We start from the raw sequence: 21,844 nt of genomic DNA, 5'->3' as shown, positions 1-21,844 counted from the left end.
AATCGGTGATCGCAACGTCACCACCGTGCCATGGCCGCTCGCCCCTCAGAGCAGGCGCCGTTCTCTCTCCAAAACTTTTTGCAGAACCTTCAGCACACTATCGACGGATCGCCGTTGGTGCCAAGCTGGAACACCCCTCATCCGACCGAGCTGCGCTCGGCCACCTTCTCCCACAACAAGGGGAGAAGGAGAGCGCTCACCACTACTCGTCGCGCGAAATAAGCTCCTCGCCGCCGATGACCAGCCTGAGGCCGAGGTCGCCGGCGCGGCGGCGGGCGAGGAAGCGCGGGCGGCGCATGGTCGAGACGCGACCTTTGCGGCGGTCCTGCGCCGGCAGCGCCTTGATGGCGGCACCGAGCGATTCTTCCAGCGTGCGGGCAATGCCGTCGGCCTCGATCAGCAGCATCGGCAGCCGGTAGGCGTCGGCCCAGGCGCGCCAGTCGGCGGCGACATCGTCGAGATCGTCGGCCACCAGCAGCGGCACCGACAGCATCGGGTCGTTGTGCAGAAGCTCAAGTGTCACCGTGACATTGCCATCCGGATCCTCCATCGCGCGGGCGGCGACGCCGCGAAACGCGTTGGCGGGCAGAGCGATGATCGCCGGCACGCCGCTCATCCCCAGCGTGCGGCGGATGACCGCCCCGCGCTGGTCGATGGTGAAGGTAACGTCGCCATAGTCGTCGCGCGTGGCGTAGCTCACCACCTGCGGCAGGCGGAATGGGTCGAGACGCATATTGCGGCCGGCCCAGACTGGCTTCAGTCCAGTGTTCATATCGTGCCTTTCCTGTTTCTCCTGAGAGCCGGTGTTTCCGGTTCTCCGGGCCGGTTTTCCCAGCCTCGTTTGTGGAGAAACATTAGCGCGAGCTTCTTATCCTCGCGCTTAAGAAAGTCGGTTAAATTTTGCTGATCCGAGGCAGATGGTTATCGGAATGCGAACCGGCGCAGGCCGGCGAAAGGATCAGATAACCTTACCCGGATTCATGATGCCGGCCGGGTCGAACGCGGCCTTCACCCTGCGCATCAGCTCGATCGCCATCGGCGGTGCCGTCGCGATCAATTCGTCCCGCTTCAACTGGCCGATGCCGTGCTCGGCCGAGATCGAGCCATGAAACGAGCGCACGACGTCGTGCACGGCCTTGTTCATGACGTGGTAAAGGCCGAGAAACGCCTCGTCATCGCCGTCGACCGGCCGGGAGATGTTGTAGTGCAGATTGCCGTCGCCCATGTGGCCGAAGCAGACGACGCGCGCGCCGGGACTGACCGATTGCACGGCGCCGGCGGCCTTTTCGATGAATGGCGGGATTGACGCCACCGGCACCGAGATGTCGTGCTTGATCGAGGCACCTTCCGGCTTCTGCGCCTCGGGCAGCACCTCGCGGAAATTCCAGAACGCATCGCCCTGGGCCATGCTTGCCGCGATCACCGCATCGCCGACGATGCCTTGCTCGAGGCCTGCCTCCAGCACCTCCTCGATCAGGGCCCTGGCATCGTCGGCCGAACGGCCCGACGAGATCTGCATCAGCACATACCACGGCCAATCGCCGGCCAGCGGCCGCACCACGCCTTGCGCGTGGGCAAGCGTGAAGTCGTAGGGCCTCTGGCCGATCAGCTCGAAGGCGGTGAGCGCTGCCCCTGCACGGTCCATCGCGAGGCTGAACAGCGACAGTGCCGCCTCCGGCGATGACAGGCCGGCAAACGCCACCTCGCGCCCCTTGGGCTTGGGGAACAGCTTGAGCACGGCGGCGGTGATGATGCCGAGCGTACCCTCGGCGCCGACGAACAGGTTCTTCAAATCGTAGCCGGTATTGTCCTTTTTCAGCTTGCGCAGATCGTCGAACACTTCACCGGTCGGCAGCACCACTTCGACGCCGAGGCAGAGCTCGCGCGCATTGCCGTAGGCAAGCACGCCGGTGCCGCCGGCGTTGGACGAGAGATTGCCGCCGATCTGGCAGGAGCCTTGCGCGGCAAGCGACAGCGGAAACAGCCGGTCGGCGGCATCGGCCGCTTCCTGCAGCGTCTGCAGGATGACGCCGGTTTCGACCGTGACCGTGTTGGACAGCGTATCGATTTCGCGGATGCGGTTCAGCCGCGACAGCGACAGCACGATCTCGCGGCCGGATGCGTCCGGCACCTGGGCGCCGACCAGCCCGGTGTTGCCGCTTTGCGGCACGATGGGCGTGCCGGTTTCGGTCGCCAGCCGCATGATGCTGCTGACCTCCTCGACGGTCCCCGGCCTCAGCACCAAAGCCGTCCTGCCGTGCCAAAGTCCGCGCCGCTCGGTGAGGTAAGGCGCGATGTCCTGCTGGTCGCGCAGCGCATATTTGTCGCCGACGATTGCCGCAAAGCGCGCGATGACGGCGGGGTCGAGACCTGGGGAAATGTCGTTCATGGGTGGAAACTATGGTGCTCGGTCGATCTTGTCACGCGGGGCGGCGGCGCGCGAAAGCCGGTCATTGATCGCCTCGCCCAGCCCGTCGAACGGGATCGGCTCGACAGCGATGGTTTTGGCGCCGCTGCGATCAAGATCCTGCAGATGGGCGAAGAGATTGCTTGCTGCCTCGCGCAGGTCGCCGGTCTCCGACAAATTGCGCAGTGCGGCTGCATCGCGCCAGCCTTCGGCACGGCGGCGGCCGAAGGCCAGCAAGGCTTCGCCCGGTGCGACCTCCGCAGCATTGAGCCGCACCGCCGCACCTGGCGCATAGTGCGAGGCGAGCATGCCGGGCGCCTCGATGCCCGAAGCGCCGCGCAGCAACTTTGTCCCGGCCACTGCTTCGATCTCTTCGGCGGCAATGCCGCCCGGCCGCAGCAGCCGCAGCTTTCCAGCTTCGACCTTGACGATGGTCGATTCCAGCCCGACCGGCGTCGCGCCGCCGTCGACCACAAGCTTGATCCGGGGACCGAGATCGGCGGCCACGGCCTCGGCCGTCGTGGCGCTGATCCTGCCCGAGGAATTGGCGCTGGGCGCCGCCAGCGCGCGGCCGAACCTGGCGATCAGCTCGCCGCCAAAGCCTTTCGGCATGCGCAGCGCGATCGTTTCTAGGCCGGCGGTGACCAGCGGATGAATGCCGTTGCCGGGCCGTTGCGGCAGCACCAACGTCAGCGGCCCCGGCCAGAATGCCTGCGCCAATCTTTCCGACAGCGGGTCGAACAGCGCGATGCGCTCGGCCATCGCCGGATCGGCTATATGGGCGATCAGCGGGTTGAAGCGAGGGCGGCCCTTGGCTTCGAAGATACGAGCCACGGCAACGCCATTGGTCGCGTCGCCGGCCAGCCCATAAACGGTCTCGGTCGGGATGGCGACGACATCGCCGCTCTCGAGCAGCGCCAACGCCCTTTCCATCGCCTCGCCGACGGCACGAATTTCAGCCACTGTCGTCACCTCACGGATGCGGGTGCCTAATACGCTGACGCCGGGCGAGCAAGCCCAGGCATTGGCGAATCGCAAATCGCTAAAATGCTATGTTTCCCCGCAAGCCGGCATCAACTGCCCTCGGCTAGGGTGCCGTCTTGTTGGGCAAGGGGAATTATCATGCTTTCGATGCGTATCCTTGGAGCGCTTGGTTTGGCGTTTATGGCCGGCACGGCACAGGCCTCGTCGCTGGTTTTTCTCGGGCAAACGACGGCGACGCCTTCGGTGGTCGGTACGGTGGCCAGTCCAGGCTCGCTCGAGCGGACGAAAACACCGTCGATCGTCGCGCTCGGCGAGAAGTTGCCCAACGTCAATGAAAACGTCACCGAGGAAAAGGTCGCGGCAATCCCGAGCCAGCCGAGTCATGGCTTCGCCGGAAGCCCGATGATCATTCGCGGCGGTATCGTCGGCGATGCCTTTGCTACGCCCGCGCCCAAAGCCGCGCCGGCCACCGCTGCCGCGCCCGCCGCCGACGGCAAAGCCGACCCAAAGGTCGCCAGCAACCCCCCTGAGCCGGCAGCGCCGCAGCCTGCGCCGCTAGCAGCTCCCGACCAGCCCAAATAGCGCCTGAAGCATAAGCGAAGATTTCTTCGCGAATGTCAGCCGGCTATCTTGGAGAAATCCGCGACCCGGTCGGTCGCCGCGCGGATGCGGGCGAGCAATGCCAGGCGATTGGCGCGCACCGCCTGGTCCTCATCGTTTACGAGGACTTTGTCAAAGAATGAATCAACCGGCTCGCGCAACACGCTAAGCGCCAGCATGGCGGCGGAAAAGTCTTCGTTTTGAATTGCTTCGCCGGCTTGCCTCTCGGCCTGATTGACCGCCGCAAACAAGGTTTTTTCGGCGTCCTCCCGGAACAGAGCCGGCTCAACGCTGCTTGCGATCGCCGTCGCCTTCTTCTCCTCGGCAGCCACGATGTTGGCCGCGCGCTTGGTGCCGGCAAGCAGGTTCTTGCCGTCCTCGGTGTCAAGGAATGAGCCGAGCGCTTCGACGCGGCGGACGATTTGAAGGAGATCGTCGTTCTGGCCAATCTCCCCCCTTGAGGGGGAGATGCCCGGCAGGGCAGAGGGGGGTGCCTCGCGCCGAGAGGCCGGCGGGACAGCGCCCCCCTCTGTCGGCTGCGCCGACATCTCCCCCACAAGGGGGGAGATTGGGCGCGAACCGGCCGCCAGCACCGCGTCAATCAGGTCGTGCCGCGCACCCTGATCGCGGAGATAGACTTTGAGGCGATCGTGGAAAAAGGACAGGAGGTCGGCTTCTGCAGCATTAAATCTGTTCGCCCATTCTATCAGGAATGCCTTGTCTTCAGCTAAGATGGCTGCGACCTGATCAAACTTCCAATCTCCTGCGGAGGACATCGGAAGCATGCGACCGAGTTCCATAAATTTCTCAAATATTGGCCGGTACTTCTGATCAACGATCTGCCAGAAAACTCGAAGCCATGCTTTGTGCCAATCCTGCTCAAGGCGCAATCGAACCCCGTTCTCGACCAACATCCTGACCACCCCCAGCGCCGCTCTTCTGAGCGCATAGGGATCCTTCGATCCGGTCGGCTTTTCATCAATAGCCCAGAACCCGACCAGCGTGTCGAGCTTGTCGGCAAGCGCCACGGCCACCGAAACCGGATCGGTCGGCACGCGATCGGACGGGCCCTGCGGCTTGTAGTGCTCCTCGATCGCGGCGGCGACGGAGGGGTGCTCGCCCTGCAGCAGCGCGTATTTGCGGCCCATGGCGCCTTGCAGTTCCGGGAACTCGCCGACCACCTCGGTGGTGAGGTCGGCCTTGGCGAGGACGGCGGCGCGGCGCGCGAGCGCGATAATCTCCCCCCTCGAGGGGGAGATGTCGCCGAAGGCGACAGAGGGGGTCGGCACGTCCTGACGCGGCTTCCTATCGCGGACAGAGGATGCCGGCGATTCACGCTCGGCGACCCCCTCTGGCCTGCCGGCCATCTCCCCCTCAAGGGGGGAGATTGCGCGCGCCACGATCGGCGCCAGTTCTTCGGCCAGCTGCGCAATCCGCTTCACCCGCTCGCCCTGGGTGCCGAGCTTGGCGTGGAAGGTGACGCCGAGGTGGTCGAGGCGGGCCATGCGCTGGTCGAGCGGCTTGTTCAGATCGAGCCCGAATTTTTCCGCCGAAGCCTGCAACTGGTCGAGGTCAGGCAGATCGCCCTGATCGGTCTTCCAGAAATAGAGCGCGTCGGACAGGCGGGCGCGCACCACCTTGCCGTTGCCATGGGCGATCTCCTTGCCGCCATCCTTGGCCTCGATGTTGGCGGTCAGGATAAAGCGGTTGGAGAGCGGCGATTGGCTGATCTCCCCCCTTGAGGGGGAGATGGCCGGTAGGCCAGAGGGGGTCGGCACGACCTGACGCGACTCCCTATCGCGGACAGGGGATGCCGCCGATCCACGCGAGGCGACCCCCTCTGTCGCCTTCGGCGACATCTCCCCCTCGAGGGGGGAGATTTGGCGCGTCGTCACGAAACACTTCTGGTTGGCGCGGATGGTGAGCCTGATCACCTCGGCCGGAATGGCCAGAAAATCCTGCTCGAATTCGCCCATCAGCACGACCGGCCATTCGACGAGGCCCGACACTTCTTCCAGCAGCCCCTCGTCCTCGACAAGGTCGAGCCCGCTGGCGAAGGCGAGGTTCCTGGCATCGGCAAGAATGATCTCCTTGCGTCTGTCGGCATCGAGCACGACCTTGGCCGCCTCAAGCTTGGCGACATAATCGTCGAAGCGGCGCACCGTGATGGTGCCCGGCGCATGAAAACGGTGACCGTAAGTGACGTTGCCGGAGCGGATGCCGTCGATCTCGAAATCGACGACCACCGGCTCCTCGGTTTCGGGGCCGAAGGTGCACAGGATCGATTGCAGCGGCCGCACCCAGCGCAGCGAGCCGGGCTTGGCCGAAGCCGGCCCCCAGCGCATCGATTTCGGCCAGGGGAAGTTGCGGATGATGCCCGGCACCAGCTCGGCGATGATCTGCTCCGCCGGCCTGCCCGGCCTGGAAATATGGGCGACGTAGAAGTCGCCCTTCTTCGGATCGGAATGAACATGCGCCTCGGCAATCGAGGCAAGGCCGGCCTTGCGCAGAAAACCTTGCACCGCCGGCTCGGGCGCCTTGGTCGAGGGCCCCTTGATCTCCTCGCTGATGTCCTTCGAGCGCGCGGTCAGGCCGCGAATGTCGAGCGTCAACCGGCGCGGCGTCCAATATTCGCGCCCCGCCTCATAGATCAGCCCGGCGTCGACCAGACCGTCGGTCAAAAGCTTTTTCAGGTCGCCGGCCGCCTTGCGCTGCATGCGAGCGGGGATTTCCTCGGAACGAAGTTCTAGAAGCAGGTCAGGCATTGAAAGAGCTCACGCGACAAGAAACAGCCGCCGCTTCGCGGCGTCCTCCCCCATCGAGGCGAAGGTAAGCGGGGCATAGCAACTCGGTCGGCTGCTGTCACCCTTCCCAGCAAGATCGGGCCAGCACGATCAAGGCGTCCAACAGCGAATTCCGAAAAAATTCAGCCGCCTGTCGGACACGCGCCGGTCCGCCCGTCCTTGGATCAAAGATTTCCCTGAACCGAACGCAGCGCTGAAGCGACCAACGCTCAGGCAGAGAGCTATTGGCTGAACGAGCATGAAAACGGCATCGACATTCCTGCAGATCCTCGCGCTCAGCGCCTGTTTTACAGCGCAGGTGCATGGCACGTTCTCGATGCCCGGCGTCAGACAAGCGTTGCGGACAATAGCCGGTGCAAGCGGCCAAGGCACGTTGCCAATCAGCGCCCCTGTCGAAATCGCCTGGAGCTAAGCCGCCATTCCACCCGCCTGCGTCAGCAGAAACGCCTCGCCGCAGGCCTTGGCCAGATTGCGCACCCGCAAGATGTAACTCTGGCGCTCGGTGACCGAAATCACGCCGCGTGCGTCGAGCAGATTGAAGACGTGGCTGGCCTTGATGCACTGGTCGTAGGCTGGGAAGACCATGCGGTGATATCCCTCCCCCTTGAGGGGACCAGACAAGGTCTGGCCGGGAGGGGTCGCTCGTGCAGTGCTCGACGCCTGACCTGCAGTGCCTTCTGAGGCGACCCCCTCTGCCCGCTTCGCGGGCGTCTCCCCCTCAAGGGGGAAGATGGGCGCGCCGGCTTGTAGCAACGCCTTGCACTCGGCTTCGGCGTCTTCGAAATGGCGCAGCAACATCGCGGTGTTGGCAAATTCGAAATTATGGCGCGAATATTCCTGCTCGGCCTGCAGGAAGACGTCGCCATAGGTCACCTTGTCGGCGCCTTCACGACCGTTGAAGTTGAGGTCGTAGACATTGTCGACGCCCTGCACATACATGGCCAGCCGTTCCAGCCCGTAAGTGAGCTCGCCCGCCACCGGTGCGCATTCGATGCCGCAGACCTGCTGGAAATAGGTGAACTGCGACACCTCCATGCCGTCGCACCAGCACTCCCAGCCCAGCCCCCAGGCGCCCAGCGTCGGGCTTTCCCAGTCGTCCTCGACGAAGCGGATGTCGTGCAGCAGCGGATCGATGCCGATCGCGGCCAGCGAGCCGAGGTAAAGCTCCTGCAGATTGGGCGGATTGGGCTTCAGGATCACCTGGTATTGGTAATAGTGCTGCAGCCGGTTCGGGTTCTCGCCATAGCGGCCGTCCTTGGGGCGGCGCGAGGGCTGGACATAAGCCGCGTTCCAGCGTTTTGGGCCGAGCGCGCGCAATGTCGTTGCCGGATGGAAGGTGCCGGCGCCGACTTCCATGTCGTAAGGCTGGAGGACGACGCAGCCATAGTCCGCCCAATAATTATGCAACGTCAGGATCAGCCCCTGGAACGAGCGGCTGGGGTGCATGTGGGCAGGGATATCAACGGTCACGGCGGCCTCCGGCGGGAAAGGCGGGATGCCGGCACGTCCTAGATGCCTGGCCAGCAAGCGTCAAGGCAGAGGGGGTCAGGCCTTTGAAGGTGTTCCCTTCTCCCCTTGTGGGAGAAGGTGGCCGAGCGAAGCTCGGTCGGATGAGGGGTGTTCTAGATTGGCACCGACGGCACTCCGTCCAACACCCCTCAACCGTCTCGGCGCTGCGCGCCGATCCACCTTCTCCCACAAGGGGAGAAGGAAAGAAGGGTCACCCCTTGGGCGCGGGCGCCGGCACGGGCTTTACGTTCGGGGTTTCCTGCGCTGTGTTGGATTCGATCGGCGGCAGGCCTTTCATCAGCTTTTGCTGCAAGGCGGCAAGCACGTCCGGGTCCGGCTTCAGGTCGCGGGCCTGGTTCCACTGGAAGGTGGCTTCCAGCTTGCGGCCGACGCGCCAGTAAACGTCGCCGAGGTGATCGTTGAGCACCGGATCCTCCGGCTTCAACGAAACGGCGCGTTCCATTTCGCGCACCGCATCGTCGAACTGGCCAAGGCGGTAATAGGCCCAGCCCAGCGAATCGACGATGTAGCCGTCGCTCGGCCTCAGGTCGACGGCCTTCTGGATCATCGCGAGGCCTTCCTTGAGGTTCATGTTCTTGTCGACCCAGGAATAGCCCAGATAGTTCAGAACCTGCGGCTGGTCGGGGTAGAGCTCCAGCGCCTTGCGGAAATTCGGCTCAGCCTTCGGCCATTCCTTCAGCCGCTCATAGGCGATGCCGCGCTGGTAGAAAATGTTCCAGTTGGCGGCGGTCGGCGTCTTCAGCACCTCGACTGCCTTGTCGTAAAGATTGGCGGCGGAGCGGAAATCCTCCTTCGAGGAATAGACGCCGCCGAGCGCCAGATAGGCGCGCATGTCGTCGGGATGCGCATCGACGATGGCCTTGAGGTGAGCGATCGCCTCATCGTTGCGGTCGAGATCGGCAAGGTTGAGGCCAAGCTGCAGGTCCGAAAGCTCCTTCAGCGGCGAGCCGGCGGGAATGCGGCGATAGAGCGCGATGGCGCCCTCGCCATCTTTCAACTGCTCGGCAACGGCGGCAAGCTGAACGAGCGCCGCGTCGTTGTCGGGCCGCAGCGCCAGGGCATATTGCAGATAAAGCCGCACGAATGGCTCGCCGCCGCCGCGGTTGAGCGCGGTGGCGAGATCGAGCAGGATTTCCGAGGCGCCGTCCGACGGACCGGCAACGAAGGGCTCGATCTTTTCGCCCTTGTTGATCTTGTCGCGAAGGGCCGCAATCTCGACCTTGCCGGGGGCGAACGCCTCGGCCTTGTCGAGCACCGACAGCGCCTTGGCCTTGTCGCCTTTGCGGGCGAGGAAAGAGGCGTAGGCCTGCGCGTTGCGCATCCATGTTTCGGGGGCCGCACCGCCTGCCGCCGTGTCCTGCACGGTGGCGGTGTAGAGCGCATCCGCCCTGTCGGGCAGGCCGGAGGCGTCGGCAATCAAGGCGCGGTGGAAGGACTTGAACAGGCTGAACCAGTCGGGGCCCTGCAGCTTGTCGATGGAAGCCATGGCCTCGCCGGCGTCACCCGCACCCTGCTTGGCCCAGCCGGTCATGACGCCGGAGATCAGCCGGTCGAGATCGGATTCGAGCGACAGCTTGAGCCAGTATTCGGCCTTGGAGAAATCCTTCTTGTGGAAGGAATCGATGGCCAGCGCCAGGCGCGAGAAGCGCTCGACGTCGGGAACCGCCTTGAGCTTGTCAGCATAGACCAGGGATTCGTCGAAGCGCCCCTGCGCGATCAGCGACAGCATCAGACTCTGCTGCAGTCCCGTATCGTTCGGATCGAACGCAAGCGCCTGCTTGTAATAGGAGATGGCACTGTCGAGGTCGTTGTCGCCGTCGGCGATCCTGGCGGCAAGATAGGCCCCCGAGAAGGATGTGATCCTGACCGGCTCGGCGGTCTGTTTGGCATGCGCCGGCAAAGCCGAGATCGCCATGCCCGTCGCGATTGCCAGCCCCGTCAGCCAGCGCGCATATCCTTGCCGCATCATATCCCTTTCAGCCAAACGCCATCTCCGCGTCAGCGGGATCGCCGTAGACTCGATCTTTACAGGTAAAGCATGGCCTTTTTGGGGTCGGGCTTCAACCCGGCCCGAATTCACAATCGGGTCAAGCAATTAATAAACCATGCCGAAAGAGGTCGCACGACCGCATTGCGGCAATCCGGCAATGGGAAACCGGCGTCACGGCCCGGAACTCAGGACGTTTGCGAAAGGCTTGCGTCGAGCGCCTGCATGGCGACGGTGACAAGATCGTGCAGCCGCTTTTTCGGCACGCCGTCGCGTGCCTGGACCGAAAGGCCGTGCATCAGCGTGGCGTAATAGTCACCCAGCGTCTCGGCATCGGTATCCGGCTTCAATTCGCCATCGCGCACGGCCTTTTTCAATCGCTCGACGATCGACGCGGTACGCGCCAGCCGATGCTCCGCCAGCCATTGCAGCACGGCGTCGTTTTCGACGGCGCAATTGGTCGCGGCCGTCACCACCATGCAGCCCTGCGGCCGCCCGGGCCGCGTATAGATTTCGACGGCGTCGCGAAGCATGCGCTCGATGACGCGCCGGACATTTGGTTCTTCCTGCAGCGCGCGCGTGGCGAAGCCGCCCTCATTGGCCTCGTAAAGCGCCACTGCTTCGCGAAACAGATCCTCCTTCGAGCCGAAGGCGGCATAGATGCGCGCCGATGCGAGGCCAAGCGCCGATACGAGATCGGCCATCGAAGTGCCCTCGTAGCCGCGCCTCCAGAAAGCGTCGCGGGCTTTCTCCAGCGCCTGGTCGCGGTCGAATTGCCTTGGCCTGCCTGCCATGTCGGTCTCCAATTTTTGTCGATCAACAAATAATCCGCTTGACTTCGGATTGCAAATCTCAATTCTTTGTCGATCATTAAATAATTGTCGACAAGGAGTCCGACATGAGTTCACTCGATCAAGGCGCGCCGCTCGGGGCGATAACGCAAGGAGCAAGCACGGCGAAACATGGCGCAACGCTGGCGCTCCTCGCCTTCGCGCAGCTCATCATCTCGCTCGACCTCAACATCGTCTTCGTGGCGTTGCCGGAGATCGGCGCCGGCCTCGGATTTTCAGGCCAGACCCTGCAGTGGGTGGTCAGCGCCTACACCGTGTTCACCGGTGGCTTCCTGCTGTTCGGCGGCCGGGCGGCCGACCTGATCGGCCAGCGCCGCGTCTTCATCTTCGCGCTCTGGCTCTACGCGCTCTCATCTCTGATCGGCGGCCTCGCCTGGTCGCCGGAAATCATCATCGCGGACCGCGCCGTACAAGGCATCGGCGCCGCGTTCCTGTTTCCGGCGACGCTGTCGCTGATCAACCGCCTGTTCGCCGAGGGACCGGAACGCAACCGGGCGCTCGCCGTCTGGGGCGGCGCAGGCGCCAGCGGTCTGACGCTCGGTTCGCTTGCCGGCGGGTTTCTGACCAGCGCCTTCGGCTGGCCGTCGGTCTTCTATGTCAACGTGCTGCTGGCCGGGATCGCCATCATCGCGGCTTTCGCCATCATCCCGCGCGATCGCAAGTGGCACGAGCAGCGCAGCTTCGATCTGCCGGGCGCCCTGACCGTCACCGCCGGCGCGACGCTGCTTGTCTTCACCCTGGTTCAAGGGCCCGGATATGGCTGGGGCTCTGGCGCAATCATCGCCAGCGCGCTGCTGGCGGCATTGTTTCTGATTGCCTTCACCGTGATCGAGGCCAACAGCGCCGACCCGCTGATGCCGCTGCGCCTGTTCCACAACCGCAGCCTTGTCGCCGGCATGACGATAACCTTCCTCTACATGGCCACTTTCGGAGCGCTGCCCTACTTCCTCACCGTGCTGCTGCAGAACGTGCACGGCTTCACTGCCTTGCAGACGGGCCTCGCCTTTCTCGTGCCGTCGGTCGCCATCGCCACCGGTACGCAAGCCGGCGAGCGTCTGGCAACGCGCTTTTCGACGCGCAGCACCCTGGTCGGCGGCATGATGGTCGGCGCGGTCGGGACAGCATTGATGGTATCAGGCGCGACTGCCGACAGCAGCTATCTGTCCCTCGTACCCGGCCTGATCGTCTCCGGCGTCGGACAAGGCATCGTCTGGACCGCAATGTGGATTGCCGCCGCTTCCGGCGTTGCCCATGACCAGCAAGGCGTCGCCTCGGGGATGGCTTCGACGACGCTCAATGTCGGCAACGCCATCGGCATGGCCGTGCTGATTGCGATTGCAAACAGCCAAATCGGCGAATTGTCCGGCAATGCGTTGAAAATTGCCGTCGCCGACGGCATCCAGGTCGCCTTCTGGCTCGCGGCGGCGGGCATCGTCGTCAGTCTGCTGGCAGCAATGGTTCTTCCGGCAAAGGCTCGATGAGAACAAGCGCGGGGCGCCGATGCCTGTCAATTCACCCGGCTGATGCAGAAATCGATGACGTCGATCAGCGCCGATTTCTGCGGCGTCGCCTCGAGCGGCGCCAGCGCGTCGCGGGCGATTTCGCCGAAATGGCGGGCGCGCCCGATGGTGTCGGCAATTGCGCCGTGGCGGAGCATCAGGCCGATTGCCTTTTCCAGCCCGGCATCGTCGGCGGCATTGTCCTCGATGGCGCGTTTCCAGAAGCTGCGCTCGGCCTTGGTGCCGCGCCGATAGGCGAGGATCACCGGCAGCGTGACCTTGCCCTCGCGAAAATCGTCGCCGACATTCTTGCCGAGATCCTTGCTGGTGCCGCCGTAATCCAGCGCGTCGTCGATCAGCTGGAAGGCAAGGCCAAGATTCATGCCGTAGGAGCGGAGTGCTGCGCGATCATTGCGCGTCGCCTGAGCGATGACGGGGCCGACCTCGGCGGCGGCCGAAAACAGCGCCGCGGTCTTGGCCTTGATCACCGCGAAATGCTCATCCTCGGTGGTCTCGAGGTTTTTTGCGGCAGCGAGCTGCATCACCTCGCCTTCGGCGATGACCGAGGCCGCGCTCGACAGGATATCGAGCGCTTCAAGCGAGCCGACATCGACCATCATGCGAAAGGCTTGGCCGAGCAGGAAATCACCGACCAGAACACTGGCCTGGTTGCCCCAGATCATACGCGCCGTCTTCTTGCCGCGCCGCATGCCGCTTTCGTCGACGACGTCGTCGTGGAGAAGTGTCGCGGTATGCATGAATTCGACCGATGTGGCGAGCTTGACATGGCCGTCACCGGAATAGCCGAACATCTGGGCGGCGGCGAGCGTCAGCATCGGCCGCAGCCGTTTGCCGCCCGACGAGATCAGATGGTTGGCTATCTCCGGAATCATCTCGACATCGGAGCCGGCCTTCGACAGGATCAATTTGTTGACGCGCCCCATGTCGGCCGCGGTCAGGTCGATGAGGTCCTTTATCGAGGCGGCTTCGCGCTTCCCGTTTTCAATGTTGAGAACGACACCCACGGCAAAACTCCCAACCTCGATATGCACGACGGCAACATGGTCCCTGGACAGACTCTAGGGTGTCACCCACCGGCGCGGCAAGAGGCGAATTGGCGCGCCGGCTCTGGTACATGATCACGCCTACGTTTACATCAACGCCGCAAACTGCGAGTTTAGGGCCATGATCTATCGATATGATCGAAATGGTGTGAGGCCATCTGTCCGGATACGCGGAGCGAAGGCGCAGGAAGCCATTCGGCTTTCAAGTCCTTCGCGACAAAGTAGCCGGGCAGATGGACCACATCCTCCGGACGCCGAAACGGCTGCAAGCTGCGTCGTCGAACCGCTCGGCCGGGGGAAAGACCCCGACCTTCGCGCTTCTCCTCGCATCTTCTTGCCGTTTCAGGCGCCATTTCGACCATATCGATAGATCATGGCCCTAATCCGATGATAGAGCTCATCCGCACCAACGACGCCGTCATCATTTCGTTTGTCGAATCGCTGATGCGCGATGCCGGCATCGGCTGTTTCGTCGCCGACCAGAATATGAGCGTCCTCGACGGCTCGATCGGCATCCTGCCCCGCCGTGTCATGGTGGACGCCGACAAGGCCGATGCGGCGCGGCGCATCCTGACGGATGCTGGCATCGCCAACGAGATCCGCCAAAAATAATGTCCGCGTCGCCCGCTGCCCTTGTCCCGGACATGCCGGCTCATACGGTCGACGCCTTTCATCGCGGTCGCTTCTGGCTGGTGCAGCCGAGAAAGGCAGGCCACCGCGCCGGCATGGATGCGATGATGCTGGCGGCTGCCGTGCCGTCCTCCTTCGCCGGGCGGCTTGCCGACTTTGGCGCGGGCGCCGGTGCGGCCGGCCTGGCGGTCCTGTCGCGCTGCCCCGCTGCAGAGGCCGTGCTTGTCGAGCGTTCTCCGGAAATGGCGGCCTTCGCCACCACCACGCTTGCCCATCCCGGTAATGCGCATCTCAGCAACCGCGCTTCGATGCTCGTCGCCGATGTCGCGCTGTCGGGCCGGGCGCGAACGGCCGCCGGCCTCGAGGACAACAGCTTCGATTTCGTCATCATGAACCCGCCGTTCAATGCCGCCGAGGATCGCGCGACGCCCGATCCGCTGAGAAAGGCCGCGCATGTCTCAGAGGATGGGCTGTTCGACAGCTGGATCCGCAGCGCGGCCGCGGTGGTCAGACCGGGCGGCGGGCTGGCCGTCATCGCCCGGCCGGAACAGCTCGGCGCCATCCTCGATGCCATCGCCGGCCGCTTCGGCGATGCCGAGATGCTGGCCGTCCACCCTCGCCCCGAGGCGGCAGCGATCCGCATCGTCGTCCGGGCAATTCTCGGCGCACGCGGCAAACTGTCGATCCGGCCGCCGCTGATGCTGCATGCCTATTCAGGCAACAGCCCTTCGGAACGGGCGGAGCTGATCAATAACGGGCTGGCGTCGCTGTTCGGAGACTAATCCATTCTGATTGCCGGGGTGACGGCATTGCCGTTGGCCGGCGAATTCCTACATGCCTCAAGCAAATCGACCGGAGACAGCCCCCTCGTGAAACGCCTTTTCAACCGCCTGCTGCCGAAATCCTGGCGCTCCACCGTCGTCACCATTCCGGTCATCCGGCTGCACGGCACCATCATGCCCGGCGGCGGCCAGTTCCGGCCGAGCCTGTCGCTCGCTTCCACCGCCGGTCTTCTCGAAAAGCTGTTTTCCTTCGACGCGCCGGCGGTCGCCATCTCGATCAATTCGCCAGGTGGCTCGCCGGTGCAGTCGCGGCTGATCTTCAGGCGCATCCGCGACCTGGCGAGCGAGAAGAACAAGAAAGTCCTGGTTTTCGTCGAGGACGTAGCGGCATCAGGCGGCTACATGATCGCGGTCGCCGGCGACGAGATCTTTGCCGACCCGTCCTCCATCGTCGGCTCGATCGGCGTGGTGTCGGCCTCGTTCGGCTTTCCAGAGCTGTTGAAGAAGATCGGTGTCGAGCGCCGCGTCCACACCGCCGGCCAGAACAAGGCGGTGCTCGACCCGTTCAAGCCGGAAAAGAAGGAGGACGTCGAGCGCCTGAAGGCGCTGCAGCTCGAGGTCCACGAGACCTTCATCGATCTCGTCAAGGACAGGCGCGGCAGCAAGCTCAAGGACGATCCCGACCTGTTCACCGGACTTTTCTGGACGGCCAAAAAGGGGCTGGAGCTCGGGCTGGTCGATGCGCTCGGCGACATGCGCAGCGTGCTGAAGAGCCGTTTCGGGCCGAAAACCCAGCTCAAGCTGATCACCGCACCGCGCGGCCTGTTCGGCCGCTTCGGCCTGTTCGGCTCGAGCTTTTCGGCGCCCGATATCGCCGCCGCCGCGGCAAGCGGCGTCATCGATGCGGCGGAAGAGCGCGCGCTGTGGGCGCGCTTCGGGCTTTGAAAAGCTGGTGAAAGCGTCTAGCATAAATCATCAACCGACCCGACCGGCCGCCTTGCCGGCCTTGCGAGGGAGGAGTTTGACATGCCGCAGATCATTTTCTTCGCCGTCGTCGGCATTGCCGCCTATTTCGGCTACCGCTCCTTCGTCAGGGAAGCCGAGCGGGTGACCGCCAAGGTGCGGCGTACCGAAAAGCAGGCCGCCAACGGTACAATGGGAACATTGGTCAAGGACCCGAAGACCGGCGAATACCGTCTGGCCAAGGATTGACGTCGTCCCCCTCGCGGCCGAGCCAGTGAACGCCGAGGCCAGCATCCGGGCATCGCATGCGCACGCCAAGATAAATCTCGCGCTGCACGTCACCGGCCAGCGCGCCGACGGTTATCACATGATCGAAAGCCTGGCTGTGTTCACGCGCTTCGGCGACCGCATCGAGACGGAACTTGCCGACAGCGATGGGTTTTCCGTGTCTGGCAAATACGCCTCCGCGGTGCCGGTCGACGACAATAATCTGGTGGTGAGAGCGCGCGATGCACTGCGGCGCGAGGCCGGTCTCCAGCACGCGCCGGCTGTCGCGATCAGGCTCGAAAAGAACCTGCCGGTTGCGTCCGGTGTCGGCGGAGGGTCGAGCGATGCGGCGGCTGTGCTGCGTGCCCTGGTCCAGACCTGGGGACTTGATGTCGGCGATGCCGAACTGGCGCGGATCGGCCTGTCGCTCGGCGCCGACGTGCCGATGTGCCTCGCTGCCAAGCCGCTGATAGCCCGCGGCGTCGGCGACGAGCTGACGCTCGTGCCGGGTTTCCCAGCGCTGGGTCTGGTGCTCGTCAATCCCGGCACTGCCGTCTCGACGGCCGACGTGTTCGAGGCGCTTGGCCGCCGCGACAATGCGGGGCTGCCGCCGCTGCCGCGCAACCTCGACTTCCACGGCATCCGCAACTGGCTGGAGGTCACCCGCAACGATCTCGAGCCTGCGGCGCGCGCAATCCAGCCCGCCATCGGCAAGGCGATTTCCGTGCTCAACAAGGCCGGAGCCGGTTTTGCCAGGATGTCCGGTTCAGGCGCCACCTGCTTCGGGCTGTTCGAGACCGGCAATGTGGCCAAGCGCGCGGCCGTCGATATTCGCAGCCGCCATCCCGACTGGTTTGTCGCGGCGACGCGAAGCGTGACATCGGAGGTTGATGCCCATGGCCAGGATTGACGAGAGCCGCCCCTTCGTTCCCGTGCGCATCGCGGTACTGACCGTTTCCGATACGCGCAGCCTCGCCGACGACAAATCCGGGCAGACGCTGGCCGACCGTATCGCCGAGGCCGGCCATGTCCTGGCCGCCCGCGACATCGTCACCGACGACCGCGATAAGATTCGCGACAAGGTCCTGGGCTGGTCGAAGGACGAAGCGATCGATGTCGTCATCACCACCGGCGGCACCGGCTTCACCGGCCGCGACGTGACGCCGGAAGCGCTGGAGCCGATCTTCGAAAAGCGCATGGATGGCTTTTCCGAAGTGTTCCACCGCATCTCCTACGACAAGATCGGCACTTCGACGATCCAGAGCCGGGCAACCGGCGGCGTCGTCAATGCCACCTTCGTTTTCGTGCTGCCGGGCTCGCCGGGCGCCTGCAAGGACGCCTGGGACGGCATCTTGAAGCCGCAGCTCGACTACCGGCACATGCCCTGCAACTTCGTCGAGATCATGCCGCGGCTGGACGAGCATTTGCGGCGCGGCTGAGGCGAACCGAGGTATCAGCCAAGCGACCTCGGTTTAGCGAATGACCGGCTCGCCGTGAAAACGGCGGCGCGAGGGCGGCGACACGCCGAAGCCAACCTCCATCATCAGCCGCGGGGTGCGCGTCGGCACGGTACCCATATGGAAGCCGAACGGGTCCTCGACAAAGCCGAGACCGGCCTGCCCGGTCAGCGTGACCGGGCTCTGCTCGCCGTAGACGCCCAGCACCTCTTCCGCCGAATGGCCGACCAGCAGCGTCAGCTGATGCTTCAGGATGCGGCGGTTGTGGGAGCCGCGGACATAGACATGCGGCCCAGTGTCGGCGTCGACCGGCACCAGGTAGAAAAAGAACTTCAGCATGCGCCAGTCGTCGAGGTCGAAATGGTATTTGCCGAGCGAGGCCATGTTCTTGTCGGCGTCCGAGACGCCACCGGTCGGAAAGCTCCACCAGACACGGGTCGTGATCAGCTTGGCCTGACTGCCGAGATAGTGCGCCGCGATGTCGAGAAGCAGCGGATCGCGCTGCACGGCGACCGCCGCGCTGCAGTCGAGGACCCGCTCGAAATAATGGCCGCTGAGCAGCGGGCGGCCGAAATGCTTTTCTGCATCGGCGTGTTTTTCGGGCAGGAATTCCAGCCGGCGGTCGAAATTGCCGAAGCATGGCGTGTGCTCGGCGAAGCGGGCAATCTCCTCATGGATGGCGGCCGGCAGCATCAGGCCCGAATAGAGCCCCTCCGTCCGCAGCGCGCCGACGACGGCGTTGCGATCGACGCCGGCAAACATCGTTTCACCGACGTTGCGCGCCGGCCGAACGGGCTTGGCACCGCGCCAGTGCAGCCGACGCGCCGGCATGGTGCGGGCCAGCATGAACATCGGCAGCCATGCCGGATTCTCGCGAAGGTCGGAAAGATAGGTCGGGATGCGGGCGGCGATGCGGCGCAGCGTGCCGCCGTTGCGTGCGATCGCCTCGAGGCTTGCGGCGCCGGACTTGTCAGGGCTTGAAAGGGTCATCGGGGTCCTCAAAATGTCGAGGGAACAGCATCGACGTTAGTCGTCGCCGCTCCGGCACACCCCAAACCCTATTCGCCCATATCGCTGGGAATGGTAACCCCCGGCCAGATTTTGTGCAATGCACAATAAACCACGACCCGCCAGAAAATTTGCTTGGGCGTTCCCCGGACCGGGACGGTAAGCCGTCACTTCCGCGGCGCGACCCAGATCTCGGCGTGGAGCCTCCTGGTCGCCAGCCCGCGGGCAATCGCTTCGGCGCTGCGGGCGTTCTTCGACAGCGCCGCGGCCTGTCGCTTGCTGATCACCAGGCCTTCGGCGAGAGCGCGATTTCCGGCAAAGACCCGCGACAGGAACGGCGCGCGGCTGCCGCGTGCCCGCGAAAATCGCGCCGCCATGGTTTGCCTCGCCGTATGAGCGACGACCTCGTCGATCCAGCCCTCTCCCAGCCGCGCGCCCGGTTCCAGCAAAAGCAGCCAGTCGCCCTTGGCCTGCCTGATGCCGGCGGCGATGCCGCCGCTGACATAGTGGCAGCCGGCATGTTCGGCGACGCGGTGCGTCTGATCGGTCGAGCCGGTGTCGCAGACGAGAACGTCGCGCACCACGCCTTCGACCGCGCCGCCGATCAGCGAGGCGAGCGTGCGGGCAAGGCCCTCCTCGTCATTCAGGGTTTCGATCAGGACGCTGAGCATGTTTAGCCGAATAGCGGAAAGCGGTGGGCAGCGCCAGTTTTTGCGGCGCGCCGCGAGAAAGTTCTTGCTTTGTTCTCATCGATACGATAGGAATACATTCATGAGCAGAGCGAATCGACAGCGGGCGGACAGTCCCTGGGAAAGGGCCAAAATGGAACAGATCGTGCGTGCCGATATTGCCGCCTTCGGCGCTGGCAGGGCCGAGATGGCGAATGCGATGATCGAGCAGAGCGGCATGCGCGTCCGCCCGGACCGCAATCGCGGCAGGTCGGCGGGCATCAATCCGTCCGGCCGTTTCGAGCCGGTCAGCCGGCACGTGTTCGACGACGGCTGGAATTCGCTGGAGGAGCTGCCGCCCTTCAAGACCGAGGTACAGGTCGAGAAGCCGCGCACCATCATCACCCGCAACGAATCGCCCGACATCTCCTTCGACCGCTCGATCAACCCCTATCGTGGCTGCGAACATGGCTGCGTCTATTGTTTCGCGCGGCCGACGCACAGCTTCATGGGGCTGTCGCCGGGGCTGGATTTCGAATCGAAGCTGTTTGCCAAGCCGGATGCGGCGCGGCTGCTCGACAAGGAATTGTCCAGGGATAATTACCAGCCGCGCACCATCGCCATCGGCACCAATACCGATCCCTACCAGCCGATCGAGAAGCAATACCGGATCATGCGCGAGATCCTCGAAGTGCTGGAGGCGCGCGGCCATCCGGTCGGCATCGTCACCAAATCGGCACTGGTGACCCGCGATATCGACATTCTGTCGCGCATGGCCGAGCGCGGGTTGGCCAAGGTGGCGCTGTCGGTGACGACATTGGACAGGATGCTGGCGCGCACCATGGAGCCGCGCGCGTCGACGCCGACCAAGCGGCTGGAGGCGATCAGGCAGCTTTCGGATGCCGGCATACCGGCCTCGGTCATGGTCGCGCCGATCATCCCCGGACTGACCGACCCGGAGATGGAGCGCATCCTCGATTCGGCACGGGCAGCGGGTGCGCGCGAGGCCGGTTATGTGCTGCTGCGCCTGCCGCTGGAGGTCGCGCCGATCTTCAAGGACTGGCTGCTGCGCCACTATCCCGACCGCTATCGCCACGTCATGTCGCTGATCCGTTCGATGCGCGACGGCAAGGACTACGATTCGGAATGGGGCAAGCGCATGAAAGGCTCCGGCCCGTATGCCTGGCAGATCGGCCGGCGCTTCGAGATCGCCGCCAAACGGCTCGGCCTCAATGCCGAGCGGCGCTCGCTGAGGACCGACCAGTTCGTCCCCGCCGCCAAGGCAACCGAGCAGCTGATGCTGCTGTGACAAAGCGTCTCGCGCCAGCCGCTTGAAGCGGCCGCAGCAGGCGAAAAATCCCGTCCGGCCTGTCCTGTCCCCGGGCTTGCAGACGGTAGCCCCTCCTGGTCCGGTGCCCCGCCCGACCCGGAGGGACTTGCGGAGAATCGGAGCCGATGCGAACCTCGCCGCACCATGGCTCGCCCGCGTTCCGATTCTCCGCTTCTCTTCGAAATCGTCGAGAAACCCGACTTCTCGTTCGAGACGAGGGCGATGGCCGAAGGCCTGTGGCCGGTGGCGGGGATGGACGAGGCCGGCCGCGGCCCGCTCGCCGGGCCGGTGGTGGCGGCAGCGGTGGTGCTCGATCCAGCCAACATCCCCGACGGCCTCGACGATTCCAAGCGGCTGACGCATTTGCAGCGTGAGGCGCTGTTCCTGAAAATCCTCGGCTCCGCGCTCGCCGTATCGATGGCGTCGGTCAGCGCCGAAGGTATCGATGCCTCCAACATCCTCAAGGCCAGCCTGGAGGCGATGCGCCGTGCAGTGGCCGGCCTGTCAATCCGGCCGAAGCTGGCACTGGCCGACGGCCGCGACGTGCCGCCCGGCCTGCCCTGCGAGGGCAAAGCACTGATCAAGGGCGACCAGCGCTCGCAGTCGATCGCCGCAGCCTCGATCGTCGCCAAGGTGATGCGCGACCGTATGATGTGCGGCTGCGGCAGCCATCATGCGCATTACGGCTTCGAACTGCATATGGGCTACGCCACTGTCCGCCATCGCACGGCGATCGATCTGCACGGGCCAGTGGCACGGCTGCACCGCGCCTCCTTCGCGCCGTTCCGGTTCGGCGGCACCGAGGTGCTGGAGGAAGAGGGTTTTTCGGGTTTGGATTGAGCGACCCTGTCGGCTAGGCGTAATCTCCCCCCTCGAGGGGGAGATGTCGCCAAAGGCGACAGAGGGGGTCGGTACGTCCTGGCGCGACGCCATGCGGGACGAAAGAGAAGGCTGGCGCTTCACGCGCGGCGATCCCCTCTGGCCTGCCGGCCATCTCCCCCTCAGGGGGAGAT

The 21,844-nt window shown here is 64.6% G+C and carries 20 protein-coding genes; 10 read left to right on the top strand and 10 right to left on the bottom strand.

Annotation, left to right across the window (positions count from 1 at the left end; translation table 11 throughout):
* Positions 1 to 202 precede the first annotated feature (202 nt).
* The 3 genes from NKI54_RS25985 to NKI54_RS25975 all read right to left on the bottom strand — a co-directional run bounded on the left by NKI54_RS25985 (position 203) and on the right by NKI54_RS25975 (position 3,370).
* On the bottom strand, positions 203 to 772 hold the full coding sequence (locus tag NKI54_RS25985) for a DUF6101 family protein (protein WP_352692664.1): 570 nt from the start codon (positions 770 to 772) through the stop codon (positions 203 to 205).
* Between the two features lie 186 nt (positions 773 to 958).
* Complete coding sequence (locus NKI54_RS25980; RefSeq protein ID WP_352692663.1) at positions 959 to 2,389, bottom strand: FAD-binding oxidoreductase; 1,431 nt, start codon at positions 2,387 to 2,389, stop codon at positions 959 to 961.
* Positions 2,390 to 2,398: 9 nt separating this feature from the next.
* The gene (locus tag NKI54_RS25975) at positions 2,399 to 3,370 is read right to left on the bottom strand and encodes an L-threonylcarbamoyladenylate synthase (RefSeq protein ID WP_352692662.1); all 972 of its coding nucleotides are present in this window, start codon (positions 3,368 to 3,370) and stop codon (positions 2,399 to 2,401) included.
* Positions 3,371 to 3,529: 159 nt separating this feature from the next.
* On the opposite strand from NKI54_RS25975, the gene NKI54_RS25970 reads away from it, so the two are divergent.
* Complete coding sequence (locus tag NKI54_RS25970) at positions 3,530 to 3,973, top strand: hypothetical protein (protein ID WP_023674091.1); 444 nt, start codon at positions 3,530 to 3,532, stop codon at positions 3,971 to 3,973.
* 35 nt (positions 3,974 to 4,008) lie between these two features.
* Here NKI54_RS25970 and NKI54_RS25965 read toward each other — a convergent pair whose 3' ends face one another.
* From NKI54_RS25965 to NKI54_RS25950, 4 genes are all read right to left on the bottom strand, one after another.
* Entirely contained in the window at positions 4,009 to 6,756 is a 2,748-nt protein-coding gene (locus NKI54_RS25965) for a glycine--tRNA ligase subunit beta (RefSeq protein WP_352692661.1), read from the bottom strand.
* 447 nt (positions 6,757 to 7,203) lie between these two features.
* Entirely contained in the window at positions 7,204 to 8,265 is a 1,062-nt protein-coding gene (locus NKI54_RS25960) for a glycine--tRNA ligase subunit alpha (protein WP_031211040.1), read from the bottom strand.
* Between the two features lie 250 nt (positions 8,266 to 8,515).
* Positions 8,516 to 10,291, bottom strand: coding sequence for a tetratricopeptide repeat protein (locus NKI54_RS25955; RefSeq protein WP_031211039.1), 1,776 nt, complete (start codon positions 10,289 to 10,291; stop codon positions 8,516 to 8,518).
* Positions 10,292 to 10,500: 209 nt separating this feature from the next.
* Positions 10,501 to 11,106: a TetR/AcrR family transcriptional regulator gene (locus tag NKI54_RS25950; RefSeq protein ID WP_023674085.1), complete on the bottom strand. Its 606-nt coding sequence runs from the start codon at positions 11,104 to 11,106 to the stop codon at positions 10,501 to 10,503.
* Between the two features lie 104 nt (positions 11,107 to 11,210).
* On the opposite strand from NKI54_RS25950, the gene NKI54_RS25945 reads away from it, so the two are divergent.
* Positions 11,211 to 12,644, top strand: a complete 1,434-nt coding sequence (locus NKI54_RS25945; RefSeq protein ID WP_352692660.1) for an MFS transporter — start codon at positions 11,211 to 11,213, stop codon at positions 12,642 to 12,644.
* 26 nt (positions 12,645 to 12,670) lie between these two features.
* Here the strand turns inward: NKI54_RS25945 and NKI54_RS25940 are convergent, their stop codons facing one another.
* On the bottom strand, positions 12,671 to 13,687 hold the full coding sequence (locus NKI54_RS25940) for a polyprenyl synthetase family protein (RefSeq protein WP_292663011.1): 1,017 nt from the start codon (positions 13,685 to 13,687) through the stop codon (positions 12,671 to 12,673).
* Positions 13,688 to 14,113: 426 nt separating this feature from the next.
* Here NKI54_RS25940 and NKI54_RS25935 point away from each other — a divergent pair, with 426 nt between their 5' ends.
* The 6 genes from NKI54_RS25935 (at position 14,114) to moaB (ending at position 17,807) form a co-directional block, all read left to right on the top strand.
* Positions 14,114 to 14,338, top strand: a complete 225-nt coding sequence (locus NKI54_RS25935) for a putative signal transducing protein (RefSeq protein WP_023674082.1) — start codon at positions 14,114 to 14,116, stop codon at positions 14,336 to 14,338.
* A complete protein-coding gene (locus tag NKI54_RS25930) occupies positions 14,338 to 15,138 on the top strand; it encodes a tRNA1(Val) (adenine(37)-N6)-methyltransferase (protein ID WP_352692659.1) in 801 nt (266 codons plus the stop codon). Before NKI54_RS25935 ends, NKI54_RS25930 begins: the two co-directional genes overlap by 1 nt.
* 87 nt (positions 15,139 to 15,225) lie before the next feature.
* A complete protein-coding gene (locus NKI54_RS25925) occupies positions 15,226 to 16,083 on the top strand; it encodes a S49 family peptidase (RefSeq protein WP_352456850.1) in 858 nt (285 codons plus the stop codon).
* An 81-nt stretch (positions 16,084 to 16,164) separates the two neighbouring features.
* Entirely contained in the window at positions 16,165 to 16,350 is a 186-nt protein-coding gene (locus tag NKI54_RS25920) for a membrane protein (RefSeq protein ID WP_023674078.1), read from the top strand.
* 25 nt (positions 16,351 to 16,375) lie between these two features.
* On the top strand, positions 16,376 to 17,278 hold the full coding sequence (locus NKI54_RS25915; RefSeq protein ID WP_352692658.1) for a 4-(cytidine 5'-diphospho)-2-C-methyl-D-erythritol kinase: 903 nt from the start codon (positions 16,376 to 16,378) through the stop codon (positions 17,276 to 17,278).
* Positions 17,265 to 17,807, top strand: a complete 543-nt coding sequence (gene moaB, locus NKI54_RS25910; protein ID WP_352682803.1) for a molybdenum cofactor biosynthesis protein B — start codon at positions 17,265 to 17,267, stop codon at positions 17,805 to 17,807. The genes NKI54_RS25915 and moaB overlap by 14 nt, the downstream gene beginning before the upstream one ends.
* A 33-nt stretch (positions 17,808 to 17,840) precedes the next feature.
* Here moaB and NKI54_RS25905 read toward each other — a convergent pair whose 3' ends face one another.
* Together NKI54_RS25905 and NKI54_RS25900 are read right to left on the bottom strand one after the other, a co-directional pair.
* On the bottom strand, positions 17,841 to 18,815 hold the full coding sequence (locus NKI54_RS25905) for a phytanoyl-CoA dioxygenase family protein (RefSeq protein ID WP_352692656.1): 975 nt from the start codon (positions 18,813 to 18,815) through the stop codon (positions 17,841 to 17,843).
* Positions 18,816 to 19,000: 185 nt separating this feature from the next.
* Positions 19,001 to 19,504 (bottom strand): glycosyltransferase, encoded by a 504-nt coding sequence (locus NKI54_RS25900; protein WP_292664385.1) that lies wholly within the window; start codon positions 19,502 to 19,504, stop codon positions 19,001 to 19,003.
* Positions 19,505 to 19,655: 151 nt separating this feature from the next.
* Between NKI54_RS25900 and NKI54_RS25895 the strand changes: the two genes are divergently transcribed.
* A complete protein-coding gene (locus NKI54_RS25895; RefSeq protein ID WP_352692655.1) occupies positions 19,656 to 20,810 on the top strand; it encodes a PA0069 family radical SAM protein in 1,155 nt (384 codons plus the stop codon).
* A 165-nt stretch (positions 20,811 to 20,975) separates the two neighbouring features.
* Positions 20,976 to 21,671 carry a ribonuclease HII gene (gene rnhB, locus NKI54_RS25890; RefSeq protein WP_352449930.1) on the top strand — a complete coding sequence of 232 codons (696 nt, stop codon included), beginning with the start codon at positions 20,976 to 20,978 and terminating at the stop codon, positions 21,669 to 21,671.
* Positions 21,672 to 21,844: the final 173 nt, after the last annotated feature.

The sequence above is a fragment of the Mesorhizobium sp. M0663 genome (genome assembly GCF_040320585.1).
Classification (GTDB): Bacteria; Pseudomonadota; Alphaproteobacteria; order Rhizobiales; family Rhizobiaceae; genus Mesorhizobium.
This window is presented reverse-complemented; position numbering and strand designations above follow the sequence as displayed.

Excerpts from the sequence above, each read along its gene's own strand:
- NKI54_RS25955 (WP_031211039.1), bottom strand. The coding sequence starts at position 10,291 with ATGCGGCAAGGATATGCGCGCTGGCTGACGGGGCTGGCAATCGCGACG.
- rnhB (WP_352449930.1), top strand. The coding sequence starts at position 20,976 with ATGGCTCGCCCGCGTTCCGATTCTCCGCTTCTCTTCGAAATCGTCGAG.
- NKI54_RS25930 (WP_352692659.1), top strand. The coding sequence starts at position 14,338 with ATGTCCGCGTCGCCCGCTGCCCTTGTCCCGGACATGCCGGCTCATACG.
- NKI54_RS25965 (WP_352692661.1), bottom strand. The coding sequence starts at position 6,756 with ATGCCTGACCTGCTTCTAGAACTTCGTTCCGAGGAAATCCCCGCTCGC.
- moaB (WP_352682803.1), top strand. The coding sequence starts at position 17,265 with ATGGCCAGGATTGACGAGAGCCGCCCCTTCGTTCCCGTGCGCATCGCG.
- NKI54_RS25895 (WP_352692655.1), top strand. The coding sequence starts at position 19,656 with ATGGAACAGATCGTGCGTGCCGATATTGCCGCCTTCGGCGCTGGCAGG.
- NKI54_RS25900 (WP_292664385.1), bottom strand. The coding sequence starts at position 19,504 with ATGCTCAGCGTCCTGATCGAAACCCTGAATGACGAGGAGGGCCTTGCC.
- NKI54_RS25950 (WP_023674085.1), bottom strand. The coding sequence starts at position 11,106 with ATGGCAGGCAGGCCAAGGCAATTCGACCGCGACCAGGCGCTGGAGAAA.
- NKI54_RS25980 (WP_352692663.1), bottom strand. The coding sequence starts at position 2,389 with ATGAACGACATTTCCCCAGGTCTCGACCCCGCCGTCATCGCGCGCTTT.
- NKI54_RS25905 (WP_352692656.1), bottom strand. The coding sequence starts at position 18,815 with ATGACCCTTTCAAGCCCTGACAAGTCCGGCGCCGCAAGCCTCGAGGCG.
- NKI54_RS25985 (WP_352692664.1), bottom strand. The coding sequence starts at position 772 with ATGAACACTGGACTGAAGCCAGTCTGGGCCGGCCGCAATATGCGTCTC.
- NKI54_RS25970 (WP_023674091.1), top strand. The coding sequence starts at position 3,530 with ATGCTTTCGATGCGTATCCTTGGAGCGCTTGGTTTGGCGTTTATGGCC.
- NKI54_RS25935 (WP_023674082.1), top strand. The coding sequence starts at position 14,114 with ATGATAGAGCTCATCCGCACCAACGACGCCGTCATCATTTCGTTTGTC.
- NKI54_RS25945 (WP_352692660.1), top strand. The coding sequence starts at position 11,211 with ATGAGTTCACTCGATCAAGGCGCGCCGCTCGGGGCGATAACGCAAGGA.
- NKI54_RS25920 (WP_023674078.1), top strand. The coding sequence starts at position 16,165 with ATGCCGCAGATCATTTTCTTCGCCGTCGTCGGCATTGCCGCCTATTTC.